The sequence below is a fragment of the Brachybacterium sp. EE-P12 genome, assembly GCF_003711805.1.
Lineage (GTDB): Bacteria > Actinomycetota > Actinomycetes > Actinomycetales > Dermabacteraceae > Brachybacterium.
The window spans coordinates 15,667-31,684 of the sequence record NZ_QXCP01000006.1; the positions used below are offsets into that span (position 1 = coordinate 15,667).

The following is a 16,018-nucleotide window of genomic DNA, read 5'->3' on the forward strand; positions in this document are numbered from 1 at the left end:
GGTCCGCATGGCCCCGATCACGCAGGGGGTGCGTCGCTCACCGGCGGAGGGCGGCCGGGATCAGCCGGTCTCGTCGGCTGCGTCGCCCGGCGTGCCCGGGGTCCCGGGCCGTCCCGGGAACAGGCCGCTGCCGCCGCCCGGTGCGGCCTGCGGGCGGATCTCGCCGCGCAGGCGCTCCATGCGCTGGTCGAGCTCGTCCGCGACCCGGGCGGCGTCGTCGAGCTCGGCGCGCAGCGCGGGCGGGAGGTTCCTCTCGTACTTGTAGGAGAGCTTGTGCTCGGTGCTCGCCCAGAAGTCCATCGCGATCGTGCGGATCTGCAGCTCGACCGGGACCTGCTCGACATGCGTGGACAGGTACACCGGCACCTGCACGATCAGGTGCAGGGAGCGGTAGCCGTTGGGCTTGGGCGAGGCGATGTAGTCCTTGACCGTGAGCACCTCGAGATCGCCCTGGGCGGCGAGGATGTCCGCGATCCAGTACGCGTCCGCCACGAAGCTGGTGGTGATGCGGATGCCGGCGATGTCGTGGATCCGCTCCCGGATCGCGCGCACGGTCATCTCGCCCCCGGTGCGCAGCGCCTTCTCCATCAGCGACTCCACCGACTTCAACCGCGTGCGCACGTGCTCGATGGGGGAGTAGTCGTGCATCTGCTCGAACTCCTTGCGGAGGATCTCCACCTTCGTCAGCACCTCGTCGATGCCGAACTGGTAGTGCATCCGCAGCGCGATGAACTCCTCGTACACCTGGCGCAGCCCGGCCGCGATCTCGTCCTGCTCCGACTCGGAGAGCACGGGACGCCCGGTGCGCGCGGCGATCAGGTCGCCGACCGGCTGCGCGCGCGGCTCTCGCGGAGGCTGCGCCTCCTGCGGTGACGATGCTTCATCCATCCGACGACACTCCTCGCGGGATCAGGGCTCGGAGCGACGATCCTGCCAGAGCGTGCTGGACGCGACATGCACGGGAGGCCTGCGGGGCACGGCCGCCCGCGGCGCAGGCGCGCTCAGCCGCTGCGACGCCCCCACCAGGCGGCGGTCTCCGCGAGTGAGTTGAAGGTGAACACGTGCGGGGCGACGATCCCCGGCGCCTCCGCCGACTCGAGCTCCTCCAGCAGCGGCTCCGGGTCCCAGCTGCCCGGTCCCAGCAGGCGCCGCACCCCGGAGCCCTCGGCCGTGAGCATCCGCAGCGAGCGGCCCACCCCGATGCGCGTCCCGATCCGCAGCAGGCGGGAGCGCGAGGCGGGCGCGGCGATCCCGGGCCGCACCGGCAGGTCGATGCCCGCTGACCGCAGCTCGCCCACCCAGCTCACCAGCGGCCCGGGCGCGAACAGCATCTGGGTGGCGAGATAGGAGGCATGCTCGGCCTTGCGCCGCAGCAGCTCGAGCGCCGCGCCGGGCTCCGCGAAGGGATGCCCCTCGGGATGCGCGCCGATGCCGACGGAGAGGCCCCGCCGCGCGGGATCCAGCGCCTCGAGCAGCGCGAGCGCGCCCTCGTAGGGCCCGGCCGGCGTCGCGGCGTCTCCCGCGATGACGAAGAGCTGATCGATCCCCTCCTCGCCCAGCCGGTCCAGGAGCGCCTCGAGCTCCCGCGCCCCCGGGACCATCCGGCCGGCCAGATGCGGCACCGCGATCCTGCCGGCGCGGGCGAGGGCGATCGCCGTCCCGATCGTGGCGTCCAGGCCCTGGGCCGGGGAGGCCGTGACCGTCACCCGCGTTCCGGGGTCGAGGTGCTCGAGCACCTGCTCGAGGACGCCCGGCAGCGGGATCACCTCGAACTGCGCCTGCTGAGGCGCCGGGTCCGGGAGGGGGGAGCTCCCGGGACCCGGCGCCTCGGACGAGCGCTCGGTCGGCTCAGGCACCGGCGGCGGCCTCCCCGGCCAGCGCCGCGACATCGGCCTTCGGCTGCTCCTTGGCCGGATCGATGAACGGCTTCGGCACCACGACCGCGTCCACCGGCGGGAGCCCCGAGGGCAGCAGCGCCCCGAGGCGCTCGCCGACGTCGACCGTGAAGGCGGTGCCGAGCGCCGAGAGCTCCGCGGGCACCAGGGCGAGGCCGATGTTCTTCTCGAGCCGCGGGGAGAAGCAGGCGGAGGTCACCTTCCCCACCACCTCCCCGTCATGCAGGACCGGGAAGGCGTCGATCATCGAGCCGTCGTTGTAGGTCCCGAGCCGCTCCCCGCCGATCTCGAGGCCGACGAGCATGCGCCGCGGCCCTTCGGTCTTGACGCGGCGCAGCGCCTCCTTGCCCAGGAAGTCCGCCTCCTGGTCGAGGTCCACCATCCAGTCGTAGCCCATCCCCACCTCGAAGGGGTTGGTGTCCACGGTGGTGTCCGCGCCGTGGGCGAGCATCCCGCCCTCGATGCGCCTGATATGGCAGGGGCCGATGACCCGGATCCCGTGCGGCTCGCCGGCCTCGAGCACCGTCGCCCAGAGCCGTTCGGCGTCGCGCGAGGCGTTCTTCACGTAGATCTCGTAGCCGATCTCCCCGGTGTACCCGGTGCGGGAGACGATCACCTCGATGCCGTCGATCGTGAACTCGTGGAGGTGGTAGTAGCGGATGTCCGCCACCGCCTCGCCCACGAGGTCCCGCAGCACGGCGTAGGACTTCGGGCCCTGCACCTGCACGGGGCCGACGTCGACCTCCTCGATGCTCACGTCCATCCCGGCGTACGCGGCCACGCCCCGCGCCCACAGCAGGATGTCGCTGTCGGCGAGGGAGAGCCAGAAGCGGTTCTCCTCCAGGCGCAACAGGATCGGGTCGTTGAGGATCCCGCCGTGCTGGTCGCAGAGGAAGACGTACTTGCACTGGCCCACCTTGCACTTGCTGAGATCGCGGGTGACCAGCAGGTTCGTGAAGTCGAAGGCGTCGGGTCCGGAGATCTCGATCTGGCGCTCCACGCCGACGTCCCACAGGGTCACCCCCTCCAGCAGCGCCCAGTACTCCGCGAGCGGATCGCCGTAGTGGCGCGGGTGGTAGGTGTGGTTGTACACGCTGTACAGGGCGACGCCGTGCTGCCTCGACGCGTAGAAGAAGGGCGACTTGCGCAAGCGGGGGTAGAGCAGGATTCCGGGGTCAGGATTCACCGTCATCGGGGATCTCCTCAGAACAGGGACGCGGTGTCCGCGGTGTGTTCCACTGTGACATCGCCATGCAACATGCGCAATGATGTGCGCAATGCGCAACGGGGGTGATGATGTCGGACCCTGCTGCGCGATGGTCCCGCCGGTGCGCGGTGGGGCGGACGAGCCCCGCGGAGCGCGGGGAGGAGGGAGCGGAGGATGACGATCAGCGGTGCAGTGCAGTCCGTGGACCGGGCGGTGCAGGTGCTCGAGACGATCGCGCGCGAGGACGGGGCATCCATCGCCGCGATCGCGAGGGAGCTCGAGGTGCACGCCTCGACCGCCTCGAGGCTGGTGGCCTCCCTCGAGCGGCACGACCTCGTCGAGCGCAGCGAGGACGGCACGGTCCAGCTCGGGGTGGGGCTGCTGCGCCTGGCCGCCTCCGCCCGCCCGCGGCGCGACCTCACCGCGATCGCGGGGCCGGTGTGCGAGGCGCTCGCCGAGGAGCTCGGGGAGACGGTCAACGTCGCGGTCCTGCGCGGCGGGGTCGCCGTGAACCTCTACCAGGCGCAGGCTCGCAGCACCGTCGCGCTGCACAACTGGGTGGGGGACCGGACGGTGCTGCACGCGACCTCGAGCGGGAAGATGCTGCTGGCGCACCTCGAGCCGGCCCAGCGCCGGGAGCTGCTGCGCGGGAGGCTCGAGTCCTTCACCGAGCGCACCCTCACCGATCCGGCCGTGCTCGAGCAGCAGCTGGCCGAAGCGCGCGAGCGCGGCTGGGCCGAGGCGGTCGAGGAGTTCGAGGAGGGGCTCGTCGCGCTCGCCGCCCCCGTGCGCGGCCCCGAGGGCACGGTGATCGCGGCGGTCTCCGCCGCGGGCCCCGCCTACCGCCTCGCGCCGCAGCGGCTGCCCGAGGCCTCGGCGGTGCTGCGCGGAGCGACCGAGGAGATCTCGCGCCGCCTGGGCCATCGCGCGCCCGCGGACGAGGGGTGAGCGCGGCGGCCGCTCAGACGCCCGGGCCTGCGGAGTCCGCACCGCCCGGGTGCTTCATCCGCGAGTCCTCGGGGTCGAACGGGGGAGTGCGGCCGACGCCGATCACCTCGGCGGCCAGGCGCGTGCCCAGGTACTGCACCTGCACGGCCGTCCCGAGCTCGGCCTGCGCGAGCGGGAGATAGGCCAGCAGCAGGTACCGGCCCAGCGACGGCGCGGGCCCCGCGGAGGTGACGTAGGAGCGTCGCCCGGCGGCGTCGATCAGCACCTCCCCGTCCGGGGACAGCACCGGCTCGCCGCCGGTGGGGAAGCGTGCGAGCGTCGGGTCCTCGGGCGGGTCCGTGAGCGCCAGCGTGCACAGCATCGCGCGCGGCCCGCGCTCCCGGGCGGCGAGATAGGCCTGCTTGCCCACGAAGTCGGCGCGCTTGACCTTCGGCAGGGCGAGATCGGCGTCGACCGGGTCGTGCTCGGCGGTCAGCTCCGCCCCCAGCAGCCGGTACGCCTTCTCCAGCCGGCCCGTCGTGCCGTACACGCCGATCCCCGCCGCGATCACGCCGAGCTCCTGCCCGGCCGCCCAGAGACGGTCCCAGAGAGCGAGGCCGTGCTCGGCGGCGACGTGGAGCTCGGCCCCGTTCTCGCCCACGTAGGAGATCCGCAGCGCCGAGACCGGGATGCTGCCCAGGTGCAGGTCCTGCGCGGTGCCGTAGGGGAAGGCGGCGAGCGTCACGTCGGCGTCGGTGACCGCGTCCAGCAGCTCCTCCGCCCGCGGCCCCCACACCCCGATCGTGGTGAGGGCGGAGGTGGAGTCGGTGATCTGCACGGACCCGTCGTCGGGGGCGCGGGCGGTCAGCCAGGCGAGGTCGCGCCCGCCCTCGGTGCCCCCGGTGATGACGCGGAAGTCCTCCTCGCCGCGGCGCACGACCGTCAGGTCGCTGCGGAAGGTGCCCGCCGGGGTGAGCAGCGGGGTGTAGACGCAGCGGCCCACGGGCACGTCGATCCGGGCGACGGCGAGGCGCTCGAGCAGCGCGAGCGCGCCCGGGCCGCGCACGTCGAGGATCGCGAAGGCGGCCAGGTCGATCATCGCCACCCCCTCGCGCATCGCCAGGTGCTCCACCTCGATCAGCGGCGACCACCAGCGCGCGTCCCATTCGTGCACGCGCGCGGTGAGCCGTCCCGCGAAGCGGTCCCGCAGCCGGGCGCTCGCGCCGTACCACTGGGGCCGCTCCCAGCCGGCGGCCTCGAAGAACTCCGCGCCGAGCGTCGCGGTGCGGGAGTGGACGGGACTCGTGCGCGAGGGCCGGTCCGAGAGCCACTGCTCGCGCGGATGGGTGATCCCGTAGGTCTTCGGGAATCCCTCCGCCGCACGGGCCCGCACATGCGCCTCGCTGCGCGCGGCCGGGTGGAAGCGCGCCGGATCCGAGCCACGGGGGTCGATCTCGCTCGTGCCCTCGGTGAGCAGCTCGGCGAGCATCCGTCCCGCCCCGGCGGCCTCCTTGATCCACACCGCCGCCGCGGACCACAGCCCGCGCACCTCCGGCAGCTCGCCCACGAGCGCGCCCCCGTCGGGCGTGTTCGCGAGCAGTCCGTTGATCGCGACCGGGCGGGGCAGCCCCGGGTCGGCGAGCAGGCCGGGGAACATCTCCCGGGCATGGCCGTACTGGGCGGTGAAGTCCTCCTCGGTGAAGGGGAAGGAGGTGGGCGTCGCCTGCCCGGGATGGTCACCGACGGGCGGGATCTCCGAGGGGCGGTGCAGCATCGGCCGGTGCGCGTACGAGCCGATCTCGAGGCTCGAACCGCGCTGGCGCTCGTACATCAGCCGGTCCATGTCCCGCAGCAGCGGGAAGCTGATCCATTCCCCGGTCGCCTCGAGCTCGGGGATCGGGCCGACGTCGATCATCTGGTGCACCGCCGGGGCCAGCGGGATCGCGGCGCCGGCGAGCGCGGCCACCTGCGGGCTCCACACCCCGCAGGCGATCACGACGTGCTCCGTCCGGATCTCCCCGCGGTCGGTGAGCACCCGCGTCACCCTCCCGCGCCGGGTCTCGATCCCGGTCACCTCCGTCATCGCGAAGGTGCTCAGCGCCCCGGCCTCCTCGGCGCGCTCCCGCAGCAGCTCCCCGGCCCGGATCGGATCCAGGATCGCGGCGGTGGGGGTGTGGAAGCCGCCGATCAGCAGATCCGCGTCGCAGAAGGGGACGAGCTGCTGGATCTCGGCGGGGGAGACCAGATGCGCCTCCACGCCCCAGGAGAGCGCGGAGGTCATGCGGCGGGTCAGCTCCTGCATCCGCTCGGCGCTGCGGGCCACCTCGATCCCCCCGCAGTGGTCGAGCACGCCGAGCTCGGTGTACTGGCGCAGGGAGTCGACGGTGAGGTCGGTGATCTCCTTGGAGTGGTCGACGGGGAAGACGAAGTTCGAGGCGTGGCCGGTGGAGCCGCCCGGATCGGGCAGAGGCCCCTTGTCGAGCTGGACGATGCTCCGCCAGCCCAGATCCGCCAGATGGGCGACGGCGGCGTTGCCCACCACCCCGGCTCCGATGACGACGACGTCCGCGCTGTGGGGCAGCTGCACCATGGTGTCCTCCTCGACCTCCCGTGGCCCACCCACGGTAGCGCCGCGAAGACCCGGCTGACCAGGGGGTCGTGCAGGTCGATCAGCCGGGCCGGCCGGGCGTGTTCGTCGCGGGGAGCGAGGAGCCGGCCGGCTCGTGCTCCTCGAGCGGGGCGAGGAAGCGCTCGATCCCGCCGACGACGGCGCGGAAGCGCGGTGAGGCGAACACGTCGAAGCCGTGCTGGGCGCCCGGCAGCTCCGCGTACACGACGGGGGAGGGCGAGCCGTCGCGCAGGTGCGTTGCGAGGTCCCGCGCCTGGACGACCGGGACCCAGTTGTCCAGCGCGCCGTGCACGATCAGCACCGGCGGGGCGCCGCTGACGGACAGGTCCAGCGGATGCGAGGCGGGCTGCTCGCCGGGCCGCTGGCCGTAGTACCGGCCCAGGTACCCGTAGAGCACCACAGCGGCCGCGACGTGCGTGTCGATCTCCTCGAAGCCGGGCTGCAGGAGCGGGTCGCCGCCGGTGAGGGCGCAGTGGGTGGCCAGATGCCCTCCTGCGGAGCTGCCCGAGATGACGATCCTCGACGGATCCATCCCGTGCTCGGCCGCATGCTCGTGCACCCAGGCGATCACGCGCTTCGCGTCGATCAGGTGGCCGGGCCAGGTGGTGCCGGGCCGCAGCCCGTAGCTCGCGCTGAGCACCACCCACCCGCGCTGCGCCATGCGGTGCAGGAGATGCCGGGACTCGAAATGCTTGGAGCCGGACCGGTACCCGCCGCCGTGGAAGTACAGCAGCACCGGTGCGGGCGAGGCGGGGGTGGCGGCACCGTCCCGGTGACGCCTGCGGTACAGGTCCAGGCGGTGCTCGCGCCCGCCCGGGCCGTGGGCGAGCCCCGCGATGCGCTCGACCTCCCGTGGCCGCAGCGGCAGCGGCGCCGGCCAGGTCCATCGGAACGGTCGGGCCTCTGCGGACAGGTCCATGGTGTGCGCGATGACGGCACGGCTGCGGATGATCCTGCGCTGGAGGATCGCGAGGCCCACGAGCAGGAAGAGCCCGAGCACGATCCCGGCCACGGTGGGAAGGGGCCCGAGCGTCGGGTCGACGTCGTCGGGGAGCAGGGAGGACGACACGGTCAGAGCGAGCAGGAGCAGCACCAGCATCGGCAGCTCGTTCGCGGCGACGCTGAGGTAGTACACGGCGCGTGCCAGCGGCAGCGGGCGGTGCGGAGGGCGGAGCATGAGGGCGACGAGCACCGCCCAGATCGTGAGGGTGAGGAGGATTCCGTAGGTCATGTGCGGTCCTTCCGCTGCGGCGCATCGAGGCGCCGCGGCCCGGCGGCGCTCGGAGGACGGGGAACCGACCGGGATGCGGTGCGTCGCCGCCATCGACCCTAGAGCGCGTCGCGGAGCGGGGCCAGGAGATTTCCCGGTGCCGCCGGCACGGTCGTCCGCCGACGCGCCGTTCCCTCCGCTGACCGCGGACTTCGGTCGGAACCTCCACCTCGGCGAGCGGGTGTTCATCAACTCCGGCTGCCGCTTCCAGGACCAGGGCGGCATCGCCATCGGCGACGACTGCCGGATCGGGCACGACGTCGTGATGGCGACGCTGAACCATGACATGGACCCCTCTCACCGCGCGGATCTGCACCCCGCGCCGATCGTCGTCGGGAACCGGGTGTGGATCGGCGCGAAAGCGACCGTGCTGCCCGGGGTAACGATCGGGGAGGACGCCGTGGTGGGCGCCGGGTCCGTGGTGACCACGGACGTCCCTGCCGGGACGGTCGTGGTCGGCTCCCCGGCGCGTGTCGTGCGCGAGGTGCCGCGGAGCTGAGACGAGGGCTGCTCACGGGCCGCGCGCTGAGCGGGCGGCCCGTGGAACCCTGCCCGAAGCTATGTCCGGGGCAAGAAAAAACGCCCTGTCGCCAGGGCGTTTCTTGGGGTGATCGACGGGATTTGAACCCGCGACCGCCTGGACCACAACCAGGAGCTCTACCAACTGAGCTACGACCACCATGCGCAGGGCGATGCCGTGCGACAAGAGAACAATATACCGGTTCGCCTGGGCATATCCCAGCCCGGAGGGGGTCGGCGCAGTGTGAGACGCGTTGCATCCGGGCCGGGGGCGTCGCCGCCGACACCGGACCGGCCGCCCGGACGGCTGCATGACGCCGCCCGGACTGCACCGCCCCCGGTGCGCGGTACCGGTCAGAGCAGCTCGGCGCGCAGCTGCTCGGGAGACTTCGGCGAGAGCAGGCCCGGGGCGACGTCGAAGGGGGTCCTCGCCCCGTGCTCCCCGGCCGCGGCGAGCCGCGCGGCGGCCCGGGCGTAGGCGACCAGCACGCTCGCGGTGAACTCGGGGTTCGACTCCTCCTGCAGGCGGTACTCGATCGTCTGGGCGGTGCCGGGGGAGGACTCTCCGGAGCGGATCACGAAGCCGCCGTGGGGCATGCCCTGATGGTCGCGGGCGAGCTCCTCGGCGCTGATGAAGTGGACGGTCGTGTCGAAGGGCTCGAAGTAGTGCGGCATCGTCACGATCGCCTCGCGCACCGCGTCGGCGTCGGCCCCCTCCTCGAGCACGACGAAGCACTCGCGCACGTGCTTCTCACGGGTGCTGAGATCGGGCCGCTCACCGGCGCGCACCCGGTCGATGGCGTCCTGCGAGGGGTTCGTGTACTGCACGGCGCCGGCGACGCCGTCCACGCGGCGCAGCGCGTCGGAGTGCCCCTGGGACAGGCCGCGGCCCCAGAAGGTGTAGGTCTCGCCGGAGGCGAGGATCGCCTCGCCGAACAGACGGTTGATCGAGAACAGGCCCGGGTCCCAGCCGGTGGAGATCAGCGCCGTGGTGCCGGCGGCGCGGGCAGCGGCGTCCACCGCCGTGAAGTGCTCCGGGATCCGGGCATGCGTGTCGAAGCTGTCCACCACGGTGAAGCGCTCGGCGAGCCGCGGGGTCTGGACGGGCAGGTCGGTCTTCGACCCGCCGCACAGCACGAGCACGTCGATCTCGCCCTGCATCTGCTCGAGCGCGTCCATCGAGCGGACCGGCGTCCCCTCGTGCGCCGTGGTCACGGTCGCCGGGTCACGGCGCGTGAACACGCCCACCAGCTCCATGTCCTCCTGGAGGGAGACGGCGAGCTCGACGCCGCGTCCCAGGTTCCCGTAGCCGACGATTCCGATCCGATGTGCAGTCATGTTCCTTGCTCTGCTCGAGGAGAGCGCCCGCGGCGGCGGACGCCCGGGAAGATGCTACTGAAGAGGCACCTCATGAGGATGCCGGTTCCGGCTCGGTCCATTGCTCTGCCGTCGGCGAGGGAGGAGACTGACGGCATGATCGTCGCCTTCTCCGTCCAGCCCACCGGTGAGCCCTCGGACCCGCACCTCGCGCGCGACCTCGGCGAGGGGTCCGATGCCGCGAGCGTTCACGATGCGGTCGCCGCCGCGGTGCGGATCGTGCGCGAGTCCGGCCTGCCCACCCGCACCTCCTCGATGTTCACCGAGATCGAGGGGGAGTGGGACGAGGTCATGGACGTCGTGCGGCGCGCGACCGAGGAGGCGGGTCGCTACGGCTCCCGCGTCTCCCTCGTTCTCAAGGCCGACATCCGCCCCGGGCACGTGGGCGAGCTCGACGGGAAGGTCGAGCGCATGGAGGCCGCCGCGACGCGCCTCGAGGGGCGCTGAGCCCCGCCTTGCGGGGCATCCCGTCTGAGGAGCTGGAATGGCACTGCATTCCAGCACCTCTCACGGGATGGGCGCGGTGAGCTCACGCTCTCGGGACAGACGTGGTGAGGGAGCGACCCCGCCGCGCTGTCTGCAGCGCGGCGGCGCCGAGCTCAGAGGTCGCTGTCCAGCAGCCCGTCGCGCAGTGCGGCGGACAGTGCCGGGGCGACCGGCAGGCGCGGGATCAGCACGCACTGCAGCGCGTGGTAGATGTCGGGCTTGCCCGGCCAGGTCACGCCCTGCGGCTCGTTGTCCGCGTCGAGCTCGTGGAACCACGAGCCCTCCTCGGGATCGAGCAGGTAGGTGGAGATGTACTCCCACCACTGCTCGTAGCGCTCGGCCCAGATCCGCTCGCCGGTGACCTCGTACATCACCGCGGCGGCGGCGACGGCCTCGGCGGCGACCCAGTGCATCCGCTCGGAGGAGACGGGCGTGCCGTCCCAGTCCACGGTGTACACCCAGCCGGGCTGCCCGTCGGCGCCGAACGCGGCGGCGGACTTCTCCATCAGCGCGGTCGCGGCCTCGAGCATCCACTCGGGCGCCTCGCCGTCCAGCGCGATGAGCGCCGCCCGCGCCTGCAGCACCAGGCGCGCCCACTCGATCCAGTGCCCGATCGTCGCGCCGTAGGGGCGGAAGGGATGCGCGGGCTGGTCGCGGTTGTAGTCCAGCAGCGGGGTCCACTCCACGTCGAAGTGCTCCGGCAGTGCCCAGTCGTTGGCGCGCGCGAACTCGTCGATCGCACGGGTCGCGATGCCGACGGCGCGGTCCAGCCAGCGACGCTCGCCGGTGACGTCGGCCGCGGCCAGCAGCGCCTCGACCGTGTGCATGTTCGCGTTGATCCCGCGGTACTCCTCGCAGACGGAGAAGGCGCGGTCGAAGGTGTCCACGCTCATCCCGGCGGCCTCGTCGAAGAACTTCTCATCGAGCACCGAGAGCGCCTCGTCCAGGAGCTGCTTCGCGCCGGGTCGGCCGGCGGCGGTCGCGGAGGAGGCGGCGAGGACCACGAAGGCATGGGCGTAGGCCTGCTTCGAGTCGTCGACGGCGCGGCCGCCCTCCACCGAGGAGAACCAGCCGCCGTGCTCGTCGTCGTGGAAGACGCCGCGCAGCGAGGCGATGCCGTGATCGGCGAAGCGGCCGAAGTCGGGCCGGCCCAGCAGGTGGCCGAGCGCGAAGGAGTGGGTCATCCGGCAGGTGATCCACAGCTCGGAGGGCCGGGAGAGGTCCGGGGCGCCGGTCTCGTCCAGCCACGCGAAGCCGCCGTCCTCCCGCACCGACTCGGAGCCGAAGACGAGCAGCTCGTCGGCCTCGTCCGCCAGCCAGGTGCGGTGCGAGGCGCGGTCGAGCCAGGGCACGTGCGGACCCGGCGCCGGCGCAGCACCGCCCTCGGCGGTGTCCCCGTCGCGCAGCTCGAAGCGGCGCGAGGCCTCCTGCGCCTGGGCGGTGGTGGGGCCGGGCTCGGAGATCATCAGCACCTCGCGGTAGTACTTCAGCTCCTGGATCGACTCGCGGATGTCGGCGAGGGCGCGGTGGCCGCCGTGCTTCGCGGGGATGTTGTAGTACACCCGCGGGAACCAGCGCTTGGCCAGCTCCTTGAGGCTCGAGACGTCGATCGTGCGATAGGAGAGCCAGTTCGCGAGCTCGGGCACGTCGCGGTCCAGGAACACGCGGTCGGTGCCGACGCTGTTGCCCGCCAGCGGCGCCTTTCCGGGCTCAGGGCAGTGCTCCTTGACGTATGCGAGGCACTGCGCCTCCGCCTCGGCGAGGGTCATGCCGCCGTCGAGCTCCTCGAGCAGCCCGGAGACGGTGTGCATGTTCACCACGAAGGGATCCATGCCCTTCAGCGCCTCGGCCGGGGGCTTGATCACGGCGTCGACGCCGTCCCCGAGGATGTTCAGATCGGCGTCGGTCACGAGGACGGCGATCTCGACCAGCGCATCGCGCTGCTTGTCGAGTCCGGTCATCTCGCAGTCGACCCAGATGATGCGGTCGTTGATGGCACGAGCGGAGCTGGAGGTCACCGGACCACAGTAGCGTGGCGGCCGAGGTCCGGGGCGGCCGCGGAGCAGGTCGTGAGCTCGCTCGCATGCACGGGCGCAGGCCCCGGGAAGTTACCCTTCAGTCATCTGGTATCGACGACGTACCGACGAGACCCTGGGGAGGGGACCGCGATGAACATGTACCTCCGCCTGCTGCTCTTCCTGCTGCGCGTGCGGGCGAAGTCCGCACTCGGCATCTGGGACACCTCTCACACGAGCTTCCGCGTGAACCCCGCCGACCTCGACGTCCAGCGCCACATGAACAACGGCCGCTATCTCTCGATCATGGACCTCGGCCGCACGGACCTCATGCTCCGCTCCGGGTTCTGGAAGCAGATCACCGATGCCGGCTGGTATCCGGTGGTCGCCGGGCAGACCATCACCTACCGCCGCTCGCTCACCCTCGGGCAGAAGTTCGACCTCGCCACCCGCGTGATCGGGTACGACGAGCGCTGGATCTACATGGAGCAGATCTTCCGGCGCGGCGACACGGTGATCGCCGACGCGATCGTGCGGGCGCGCTTCCTGCGCACCTCCGGCGGGTCGGTCGACGTCGACGAGGTGCTGGAGCTGGCCGGTCCCGCGCCCGAGGACCTCGTGCTGCCGCAGTGGGTGACGGAGTGGAACCGGGAGTCCTCTGCTCACAGCCGCGCGCTCGGGGAGACGGGCCGGGGTCGCTGACTGCGCGCATGACGGCCCGCGCGGGCTTCGTCGTGGTGCGCCTGGTGGTGCGCCTGACCGGTCCCGAGTCCGAGGAGCACTACGAGGAGCTGCGCGGCCGTGGACGCGCACTGCCCGGTGCTGGACCTCGTCCGGGATCCGATGCCGGTCACCACCCGTGTGGAGGTCAGCGCCCTCTGAGCTCCGTCGCGGGAGGTCACCGCCGCGGGAGCGAGCGCAGCTTGGACCGCGCCGAGTAGCCCAGCATCCGGGCGAGCGCGACGGGACCGTAGCGGACGCCCTCCCGGTACGGCGCGTCCGAGCGCAGCGCGGCGTCGGCCCCGCCGTCGACGAACACGATCTGCCCGGCTATGAAGGAGTTCTCGGGACCGATCATCCAGGCGATCGCGTCGGCGACCGCCTGGACCGGGCCGGGCAGGCCGAGGGGCTGGGGGAGCGCGACGGAGAGAAGCCGGAGCTGGTCGGGATCGGTCAGCATCTCCTCGCGCTTCGCCGAGGTGCCGACGATCCCGGGGGCGATCACGTTGACCGGGACCCCGGTGCCTGCCCAGTCCTCGGCGGCCGCGTGCTGACGCACCCAGCGGTTCAGGGCGATCTGCGAGGAGCGGTGGAGGGCGGCTCCGCGCCCCCGCGCGATCGCCCGCTCCGCGGCGGCGATCGCCACCTCCTCGTCCCCGCGCAGGCAGGCACCGACGACGTCCGGGTCACCGGCGGACAGCGACGAGGCGGAAGAGACGATCACGACCCGCGGAGCCTCCCGCTTCCGCAGCGCAGTGCGCAGCCCGGCGAGCACGGCCAGGGTCCCGAAGTGGTTCACGCGCACGGCGGCGGAGGTCGGCGCGCGCGTCGCGGCGGCCAGCACGAGCCCGTCGATCCCTCCGGGGGCGAGACGTGCCACCTCCTGGACCAGCAGGTCCCGTCCCGGATCGTCGCGGAGGTCGGCGCTCACGTCGACCTCCGGGCCGAGCCCGCAGCGGATCACGCGGGCACCGCGGTCCTCGAGCGTCCGCGCGGTGAGGCCGCCGATCTCGCCGTCGGCGCCGGTGACGACGTAGGTCCTGCCGGTGTGGGACATGCGCACCGCCCTCCCGGGCCGCCGGTCGCACCGATCGGCTCGACGGCAACGGCGCGCCCTGCCTCGAGGCTACGGGGCTGCCGCGCTCTCCGACAGGGGCGGAGCGCTCAGGCCCGCGCCGCGAACCTCCGCCGGACCTCCTCGACGAGGCTGATCACCAGCAGCACCACCACGACGGCCAGCAGGATCCACTGCTCGTACATCACCGCCGCCACGCCCGCGATCCCCAGCGCGGCGAGGAAGACGATGTTCAGCACCCGCAGGGACACGCCCAGCAGGCGCGCTCCGAAGGGCGTGCGGGCCAGGCGCAGCAGGAGCAGCAGCGCGATCGCGCCGAAGCTCAGCACCTTGAGGATCATCGGGACGGCTCCTGGACGGCGGAGCGGGGCGGGCCGGAGGCGGGCCCCGCGAGGGTCGGGCCCACGCTATCCCGGTGGCCGGAGAATACCGCGAACGCGGTACGCGGATGCCGCAGCAGGGGGACGCTTCGCCCGCGCGGGCACGCGATGCTCGGGGAAGCAGCACGGCGAGCGTGAGGAGAGGACCACGCCATGACACAGCCTTCCGATCCCCGGGACCCCCACCCCCTGTCCGCGGGGTGGGACGACCGCACCGAGGTCCTGCCCGCCGAGCCGACGCCGGCCGACGTCGCCCCGCAGCCAGCCCCGCAGCCCGCCGCGCCGGCCGCCACCGGCGGCCACGGCGTCTCCCGACGCCTCCTGCTCGCGGCGACGGCGGCCTCCGCCCTCGGCGGCGGGGCGGTGGGCGCCGGCGCCGTGACCGCGCTCGAGGCCGCCGGGGGCGGCTCCGACACCGCCGCGAGCGCTTCCGGCACCGCCACGCAGGGGAGCACCGGCAGCGCGACGGGGACCGCTCGCACCGCCTCGGCGGGGTCGATCTCCGAGGCGGCAGAGGCCGCCTCGAACTCGGTGGTCACCCTCTCGGTGAGCAGCGCCTCCGCCGCCGGCAGCGGCTCGGGCATCGTGCTGGACTCCCAGGGGCACGTGCTCACCAACGCGCACGTGGTCACGCTCGGCGGCGAGGCCTCCGATCCCGAGATCACCGTGCGACTGGCCGACGGGACCGTCACCGACGCCGCCGTCGTGGGCACCGATCCCGTCGGCGACCTCGCCATCGTCTCCCTCGCCGCGCCCGGCGAGCTCGAGCCCATGCCGATGGGCAGCTCGGCGGACCTCCTCGTCGGCGACACCACCATCGCCATCGGCGCCCCGCTGGGCCTGGACGGCACCGTCACCACCGGCATCGTCTCCGCCCTGGACCGGAGCATCTCGGTCGCCTCCTCCGAGGTGCCCGAGGAGGAGCAGGCCGTCGTCCCCGGCCCGGACGGAGAGCGCTTCGAGTTCTTCCCTCCGGAGCAGCAGGCCGAGCAGAACAGCACCCAGAGCTATGTCCACCTGCGCGTCATCCAGACCGACGCGGCGATCAACCAGGGCAACTCCGGCGGCGCGCTCCTGAACGATGCGGGGGAGCTGATCGGGGTCAACGTCGCCATCGCCTCGACGTCCACCGAGGAGGAGGGGGCCGGATCCATCGGCGTGGGCTTCGCGATCCCCGTCGACCGCGCTCGGGAGGTCGCCGCCCAGCTGCTCGAGGACGGCGAGGTCTCCCACGGGCTCCTCGGTGTGCAGGTCGCCGACGCCGGCGACGCAGAGGGCTTCACCAGCGGCGCCGCGGTCCAGCAGGTCGAGGCCCGCAGCGGTGCGGAGCGCGCGGGACTCGCCGCCGGCGACGTGATAATCGCGGTGGAGGACCGGGCGACCGCCGACGGCGCCGCCCTCACCGCCGTGATCCGCGAGCATCCTGCCGGGGACACCGTCACCCTCACCGTGCTCCGCGACGAGGAGGAGCAGCAGGTCGATGTCACCCTCGGCGCCTCCTGAGCGGGCCGGGACCCG

14 protein-coding genes and 1 tRNA gene are annotated in these 16,018 nt (G+C 72.9%); 5 read left to right on the forward strand and 10 right to left on the reverse strand.

The genetic code is table 11. The features are described 5' to 3' along the window. Positions 1-60: 60 nt before the first annotated feature. The 3 genes from D1648_RS09595 to D1648_RS09605 all read right to left on the reverse strand — a co-directional run bounded on the left by D1648_RS09595 (position 61) and on the right by D1648_RS09605 (position 3,087). A complete protein-coding gene (locus tag D1648_RS09595; protein WP_122941162.1) occupies positions 61-888 on the reverse strand; it encodes a GTP pyrophosphokinase family protein in 828 nt (275 codons plus the stop codon). A 113-nt stretch (positions 889-1,001) separates the two neighbouring features. Next, positions 1,002-1,856, reverse strand: coding sequence for a methylenetetrahydrofolate reductase (locus D1648_RS09600; protein WP_241155433.1), 855 nt, complete (start codon positions 1,854-1,856; stop codon positions 1,002-1,004). Next, positions 1,849-3,087, reverse strand: a complete 1,239-nt coding sequence (locus tag D1648_RS09605) for a glycine cleavage T C-terminal barrel domain-containing protein (RefSeq protein WP_122941166.1) — start codon at positions 3,085-3,087, stop codon at positions 1,849-1,851. Before D1648_RS09605 ends, D1648_RS09600 begins: the two co-directional genes overlap by 8 nt. Positions 3,088-3,276: 189 nt before the next feature. Between D1648_RS09605 and D1648_RS09610 the strand changes: the two genes are divergently transcribed. After that, the gene (locus tag D1648_RS09610) at positions 3,277-4,050 is read left to right on the forward strand and encodes an IclR family transcriptional regulator (RefSeq protein ID WP_122941168.1); all 774 of its coding nucleotides are present in this window, start codon (positions 3,277-3,279) and stop codon (positions 4,048-4,050) included. A 13-nt stretch (positions 4,051-4,063) separates the two neighbouring features. Here D1648_RS09610 and D1648_RS09615 read toward each other — a convergent pair whose 3' ends face one another. Together D1648_RS09615 and D1648_RS09620 are read right to left on the reverse strand one after the other, a co-directional pair. Then, on the reverse strand, positions 4,064-6,619 hold the full coding sequence (locus D1648_RS09615) for an FAD-dependent oxidoreductase (RefSeq protein ID WP_122941170.1): 2,556 nt from the start codon (positions 6,617-6,619) through the stop codon (positions 4,064-4,066). A 79-nt stretch (positions 6,620-6,698) separates the two neighbouring features. Beyond that, positions 6,699-7,889: an alpha/beta hydrolase gene (locus D1648_RS09620; RefSeq protein WP_164518671.1), complete on the reverse strand. Its 1,191-nt coding sequence runs from the start codon at positions 7,887-7,889 to the stop codon at positions 6,699-6,701. Between the two features lie 136 nt (positions 7,890-8,025). On the opposite strand from D1648_RS09620, the gene D1648_RS09625 reads away from it, so the two are divergent. Continuing rightward, a complete protein-coding gene (locus D1648_RS09625) occupies positions 8,026-8,427 on the forward strand; it encodes a DapH/DapD/GlmU-related protein (protein ID WP_370239787.1) in 402 nt (133 codons plus the stop codon). A 104-nt stretch (positions 8,428-8,531) separates the two neighbouring features. On the opposite strand, the gene D1648_RS09630 is transcribed toward D1648_RS09625, so the two are convergent. Together D1648_RS09630 and D1648_RS09635 are read right to left on the reverse strand one after the other, a co-directional pair. After that, positions 8,532-8,607: transfer RNA gene (locus D1648_RS09630), tRNA-His, on the reverse strand. Between the two features lie 194 nt (positions 8,608-8,801). Further along, complete coding sequence (locus D1648_RS09635) at positions 8,802-9,785, reverse strand: diaminopimelate dehydrogenase (RefSeq protein WP_122941174.1); 984 nt, start codon at positions 9,783-9,785, stop codon at positions 8,802-8,804. A gap of 135 nt (positions 9,786-9,920) precedes the next feature. Between D1648_RS09635 and D1648_RS09640 the strand changes: the two genes are divergently transcribed. Further along, complete coding sequence (locus D1648_RS09640; protein WP_122941176.1) at positions 9,921-10,271, forward strand: thiamine-binding protein; 351 nt, start codon at positions 9,921-9,923, stop codon at positions 10,269-10,271. Between the two features lie 152 nt (positions 10,272-10,423). On the opposite strand, the gene orn is transcribed toward D1648_RS09640, so the two are convergent. Next, on the reverse strand, positions 10,424-12,328 hold the full coding sequence (orn, locus tag D1648_RS09645; protein ID WP_122941178.1) for an oligoribonuclease: 1,905 nt from the start codon (positions 12,326-12,328) through the stop codon (positions 10,424-10,426). Positions 12,329-12,478: 150 nt separating this feature from the next. Here orn and D1648_RS09650 point away from each other — a divergent pair, with 150 nt between their 5' ends. Continuing rightward, a complete protein-coding gene (locus tag D1648_RS09650; RefSeq protein ID WP_122941180.1) occupies positions 12,479-13,027 on the forward strand; it encodes a thioesterase family protein in 549 nt (182 codons plus the stop codon). A gap of 196 nt (positions 13,028-13,223) precedes the next feature. On the opposite strand, the gene D1648_RS09660 is transcribed toward D1648_RS09650, so the two are convergent. Continuing rightward, entirely contained in the window at positions 13,224-14,102 is an 879-nt protein-coding gene (locus tag D1648_RS09660; RefSeq protein ID WP_122941182.1) for an SDR family oxidoreductase, read from the reverse strand. A 107-nt stretch (positions 14,103-14,209) separates the two neighbouring features. Then, a complete protein-coding gene (locus tag D1648_RS09665; protein WP_122941186.1) occupies positions 14,210-14,461 on the reverse strand; it encodes a hypothetical protein in 252 nt (83 codons plus the stop codon). 192 nt (positions 14,462-14,653) lie between these two features. Here D1648_RS09665 and D1648_RS09670 point away from each other — a divergent pair, with 192 nt between their 5' ends. Further along, complete coding sequence (locus D1648_RS09670; RefSeq protein ID WP_122941188.1) at positions 14,654-16,003, forward strand: S1C family serine protease; 1,350 nt, start codon at positions 14,654-14,656, stop codon at positions 16,001-16,003. Positions 16,004-16,018: the final 15 nt, after the last annotated feature.

Excerpts from the sequence above, each read along its gene's own strand:
- D1648_RS09660 (WP_122941182.1), bottom strand. The coding sequence starts at position 14,102 with ATGTCCCACACCGGCAGGACCTACGTCGTCACCGGCGCCGACGGCGAG.
- D1648_RS09610 (WP_122941168.1), top strand. The coding sequence starts at position 3,277 with ATGACGATCAGCGGTGCAGTGCAGTCCGTGGACCGGGCGGTGCAGGTG.
- D1648_RS09665 (WP_122941186.1), bottom strand. The coding sequence starts at position 14,461 with ATGATCCTCAAGGTGCTGAGCTTCGGCGCGATCGCGCTGCTGCTCCTG.
- D1648_RS09640 (WP_122941176.1), top strand. The coding sequence starts at position 9,921 with ATGATCGTCGCCTTCTCCGTCCAGCCCACCGGTGAGCCCTCGGACCCG.
- D1648_RS09670 (WP_122941188.1), top strand. The coding sequence starts at position 14,654 with ATGACACAGCCTTCCGATCCCCGGGACCCCCACCCCCTGTCCGCGGGG.
- D1648_RS09595 (WP_122941162.1), bottom strand. The coding sequence starts at position 888 with ATGGATGAAGCATCGTCACCGCAGGAGGCGCAGCCTCCGCGAGAGCCG.
- D1648_RS09650 (WP_122941180.1), top strand. The coding sequence starts at position 12,479 with ATGAACATGTACCTCCGCCTGCTGCTCTTCCTGCTGCGCGTGCGGGCG.
- D1648_RS09605 (WP_122941166.1), bottom strand. The coding sequence starts at position 3,087 with ATGACGGTGAATCCTGACCCCGGAATCCTGCTCTACCCCCGCTTGCGC.
- D1648_RS09635 (WP_122941174.1), bottom strand. The coding sequence starts at position 9,785 with ATGACTGCACATCGGATCGGAATCGTCGGCTACGGGAACCTGGGACGC.
- D1648_RS09615 (WP_122941170.1), bottom strand. The coding sequence starts at position 6,619 with ATGGTGCAGCTGCCCCACAGCGCGGACGTCGTCGTCATCGGAGCCGGG.
- D1648_RS09620 (WP_164518671.1), bottom strand. The coding sequence starts at position 7,889 with ATGACCTACGGAATCCTCCTCACCCTCACGATCTGGGCGGTGCTCGTC.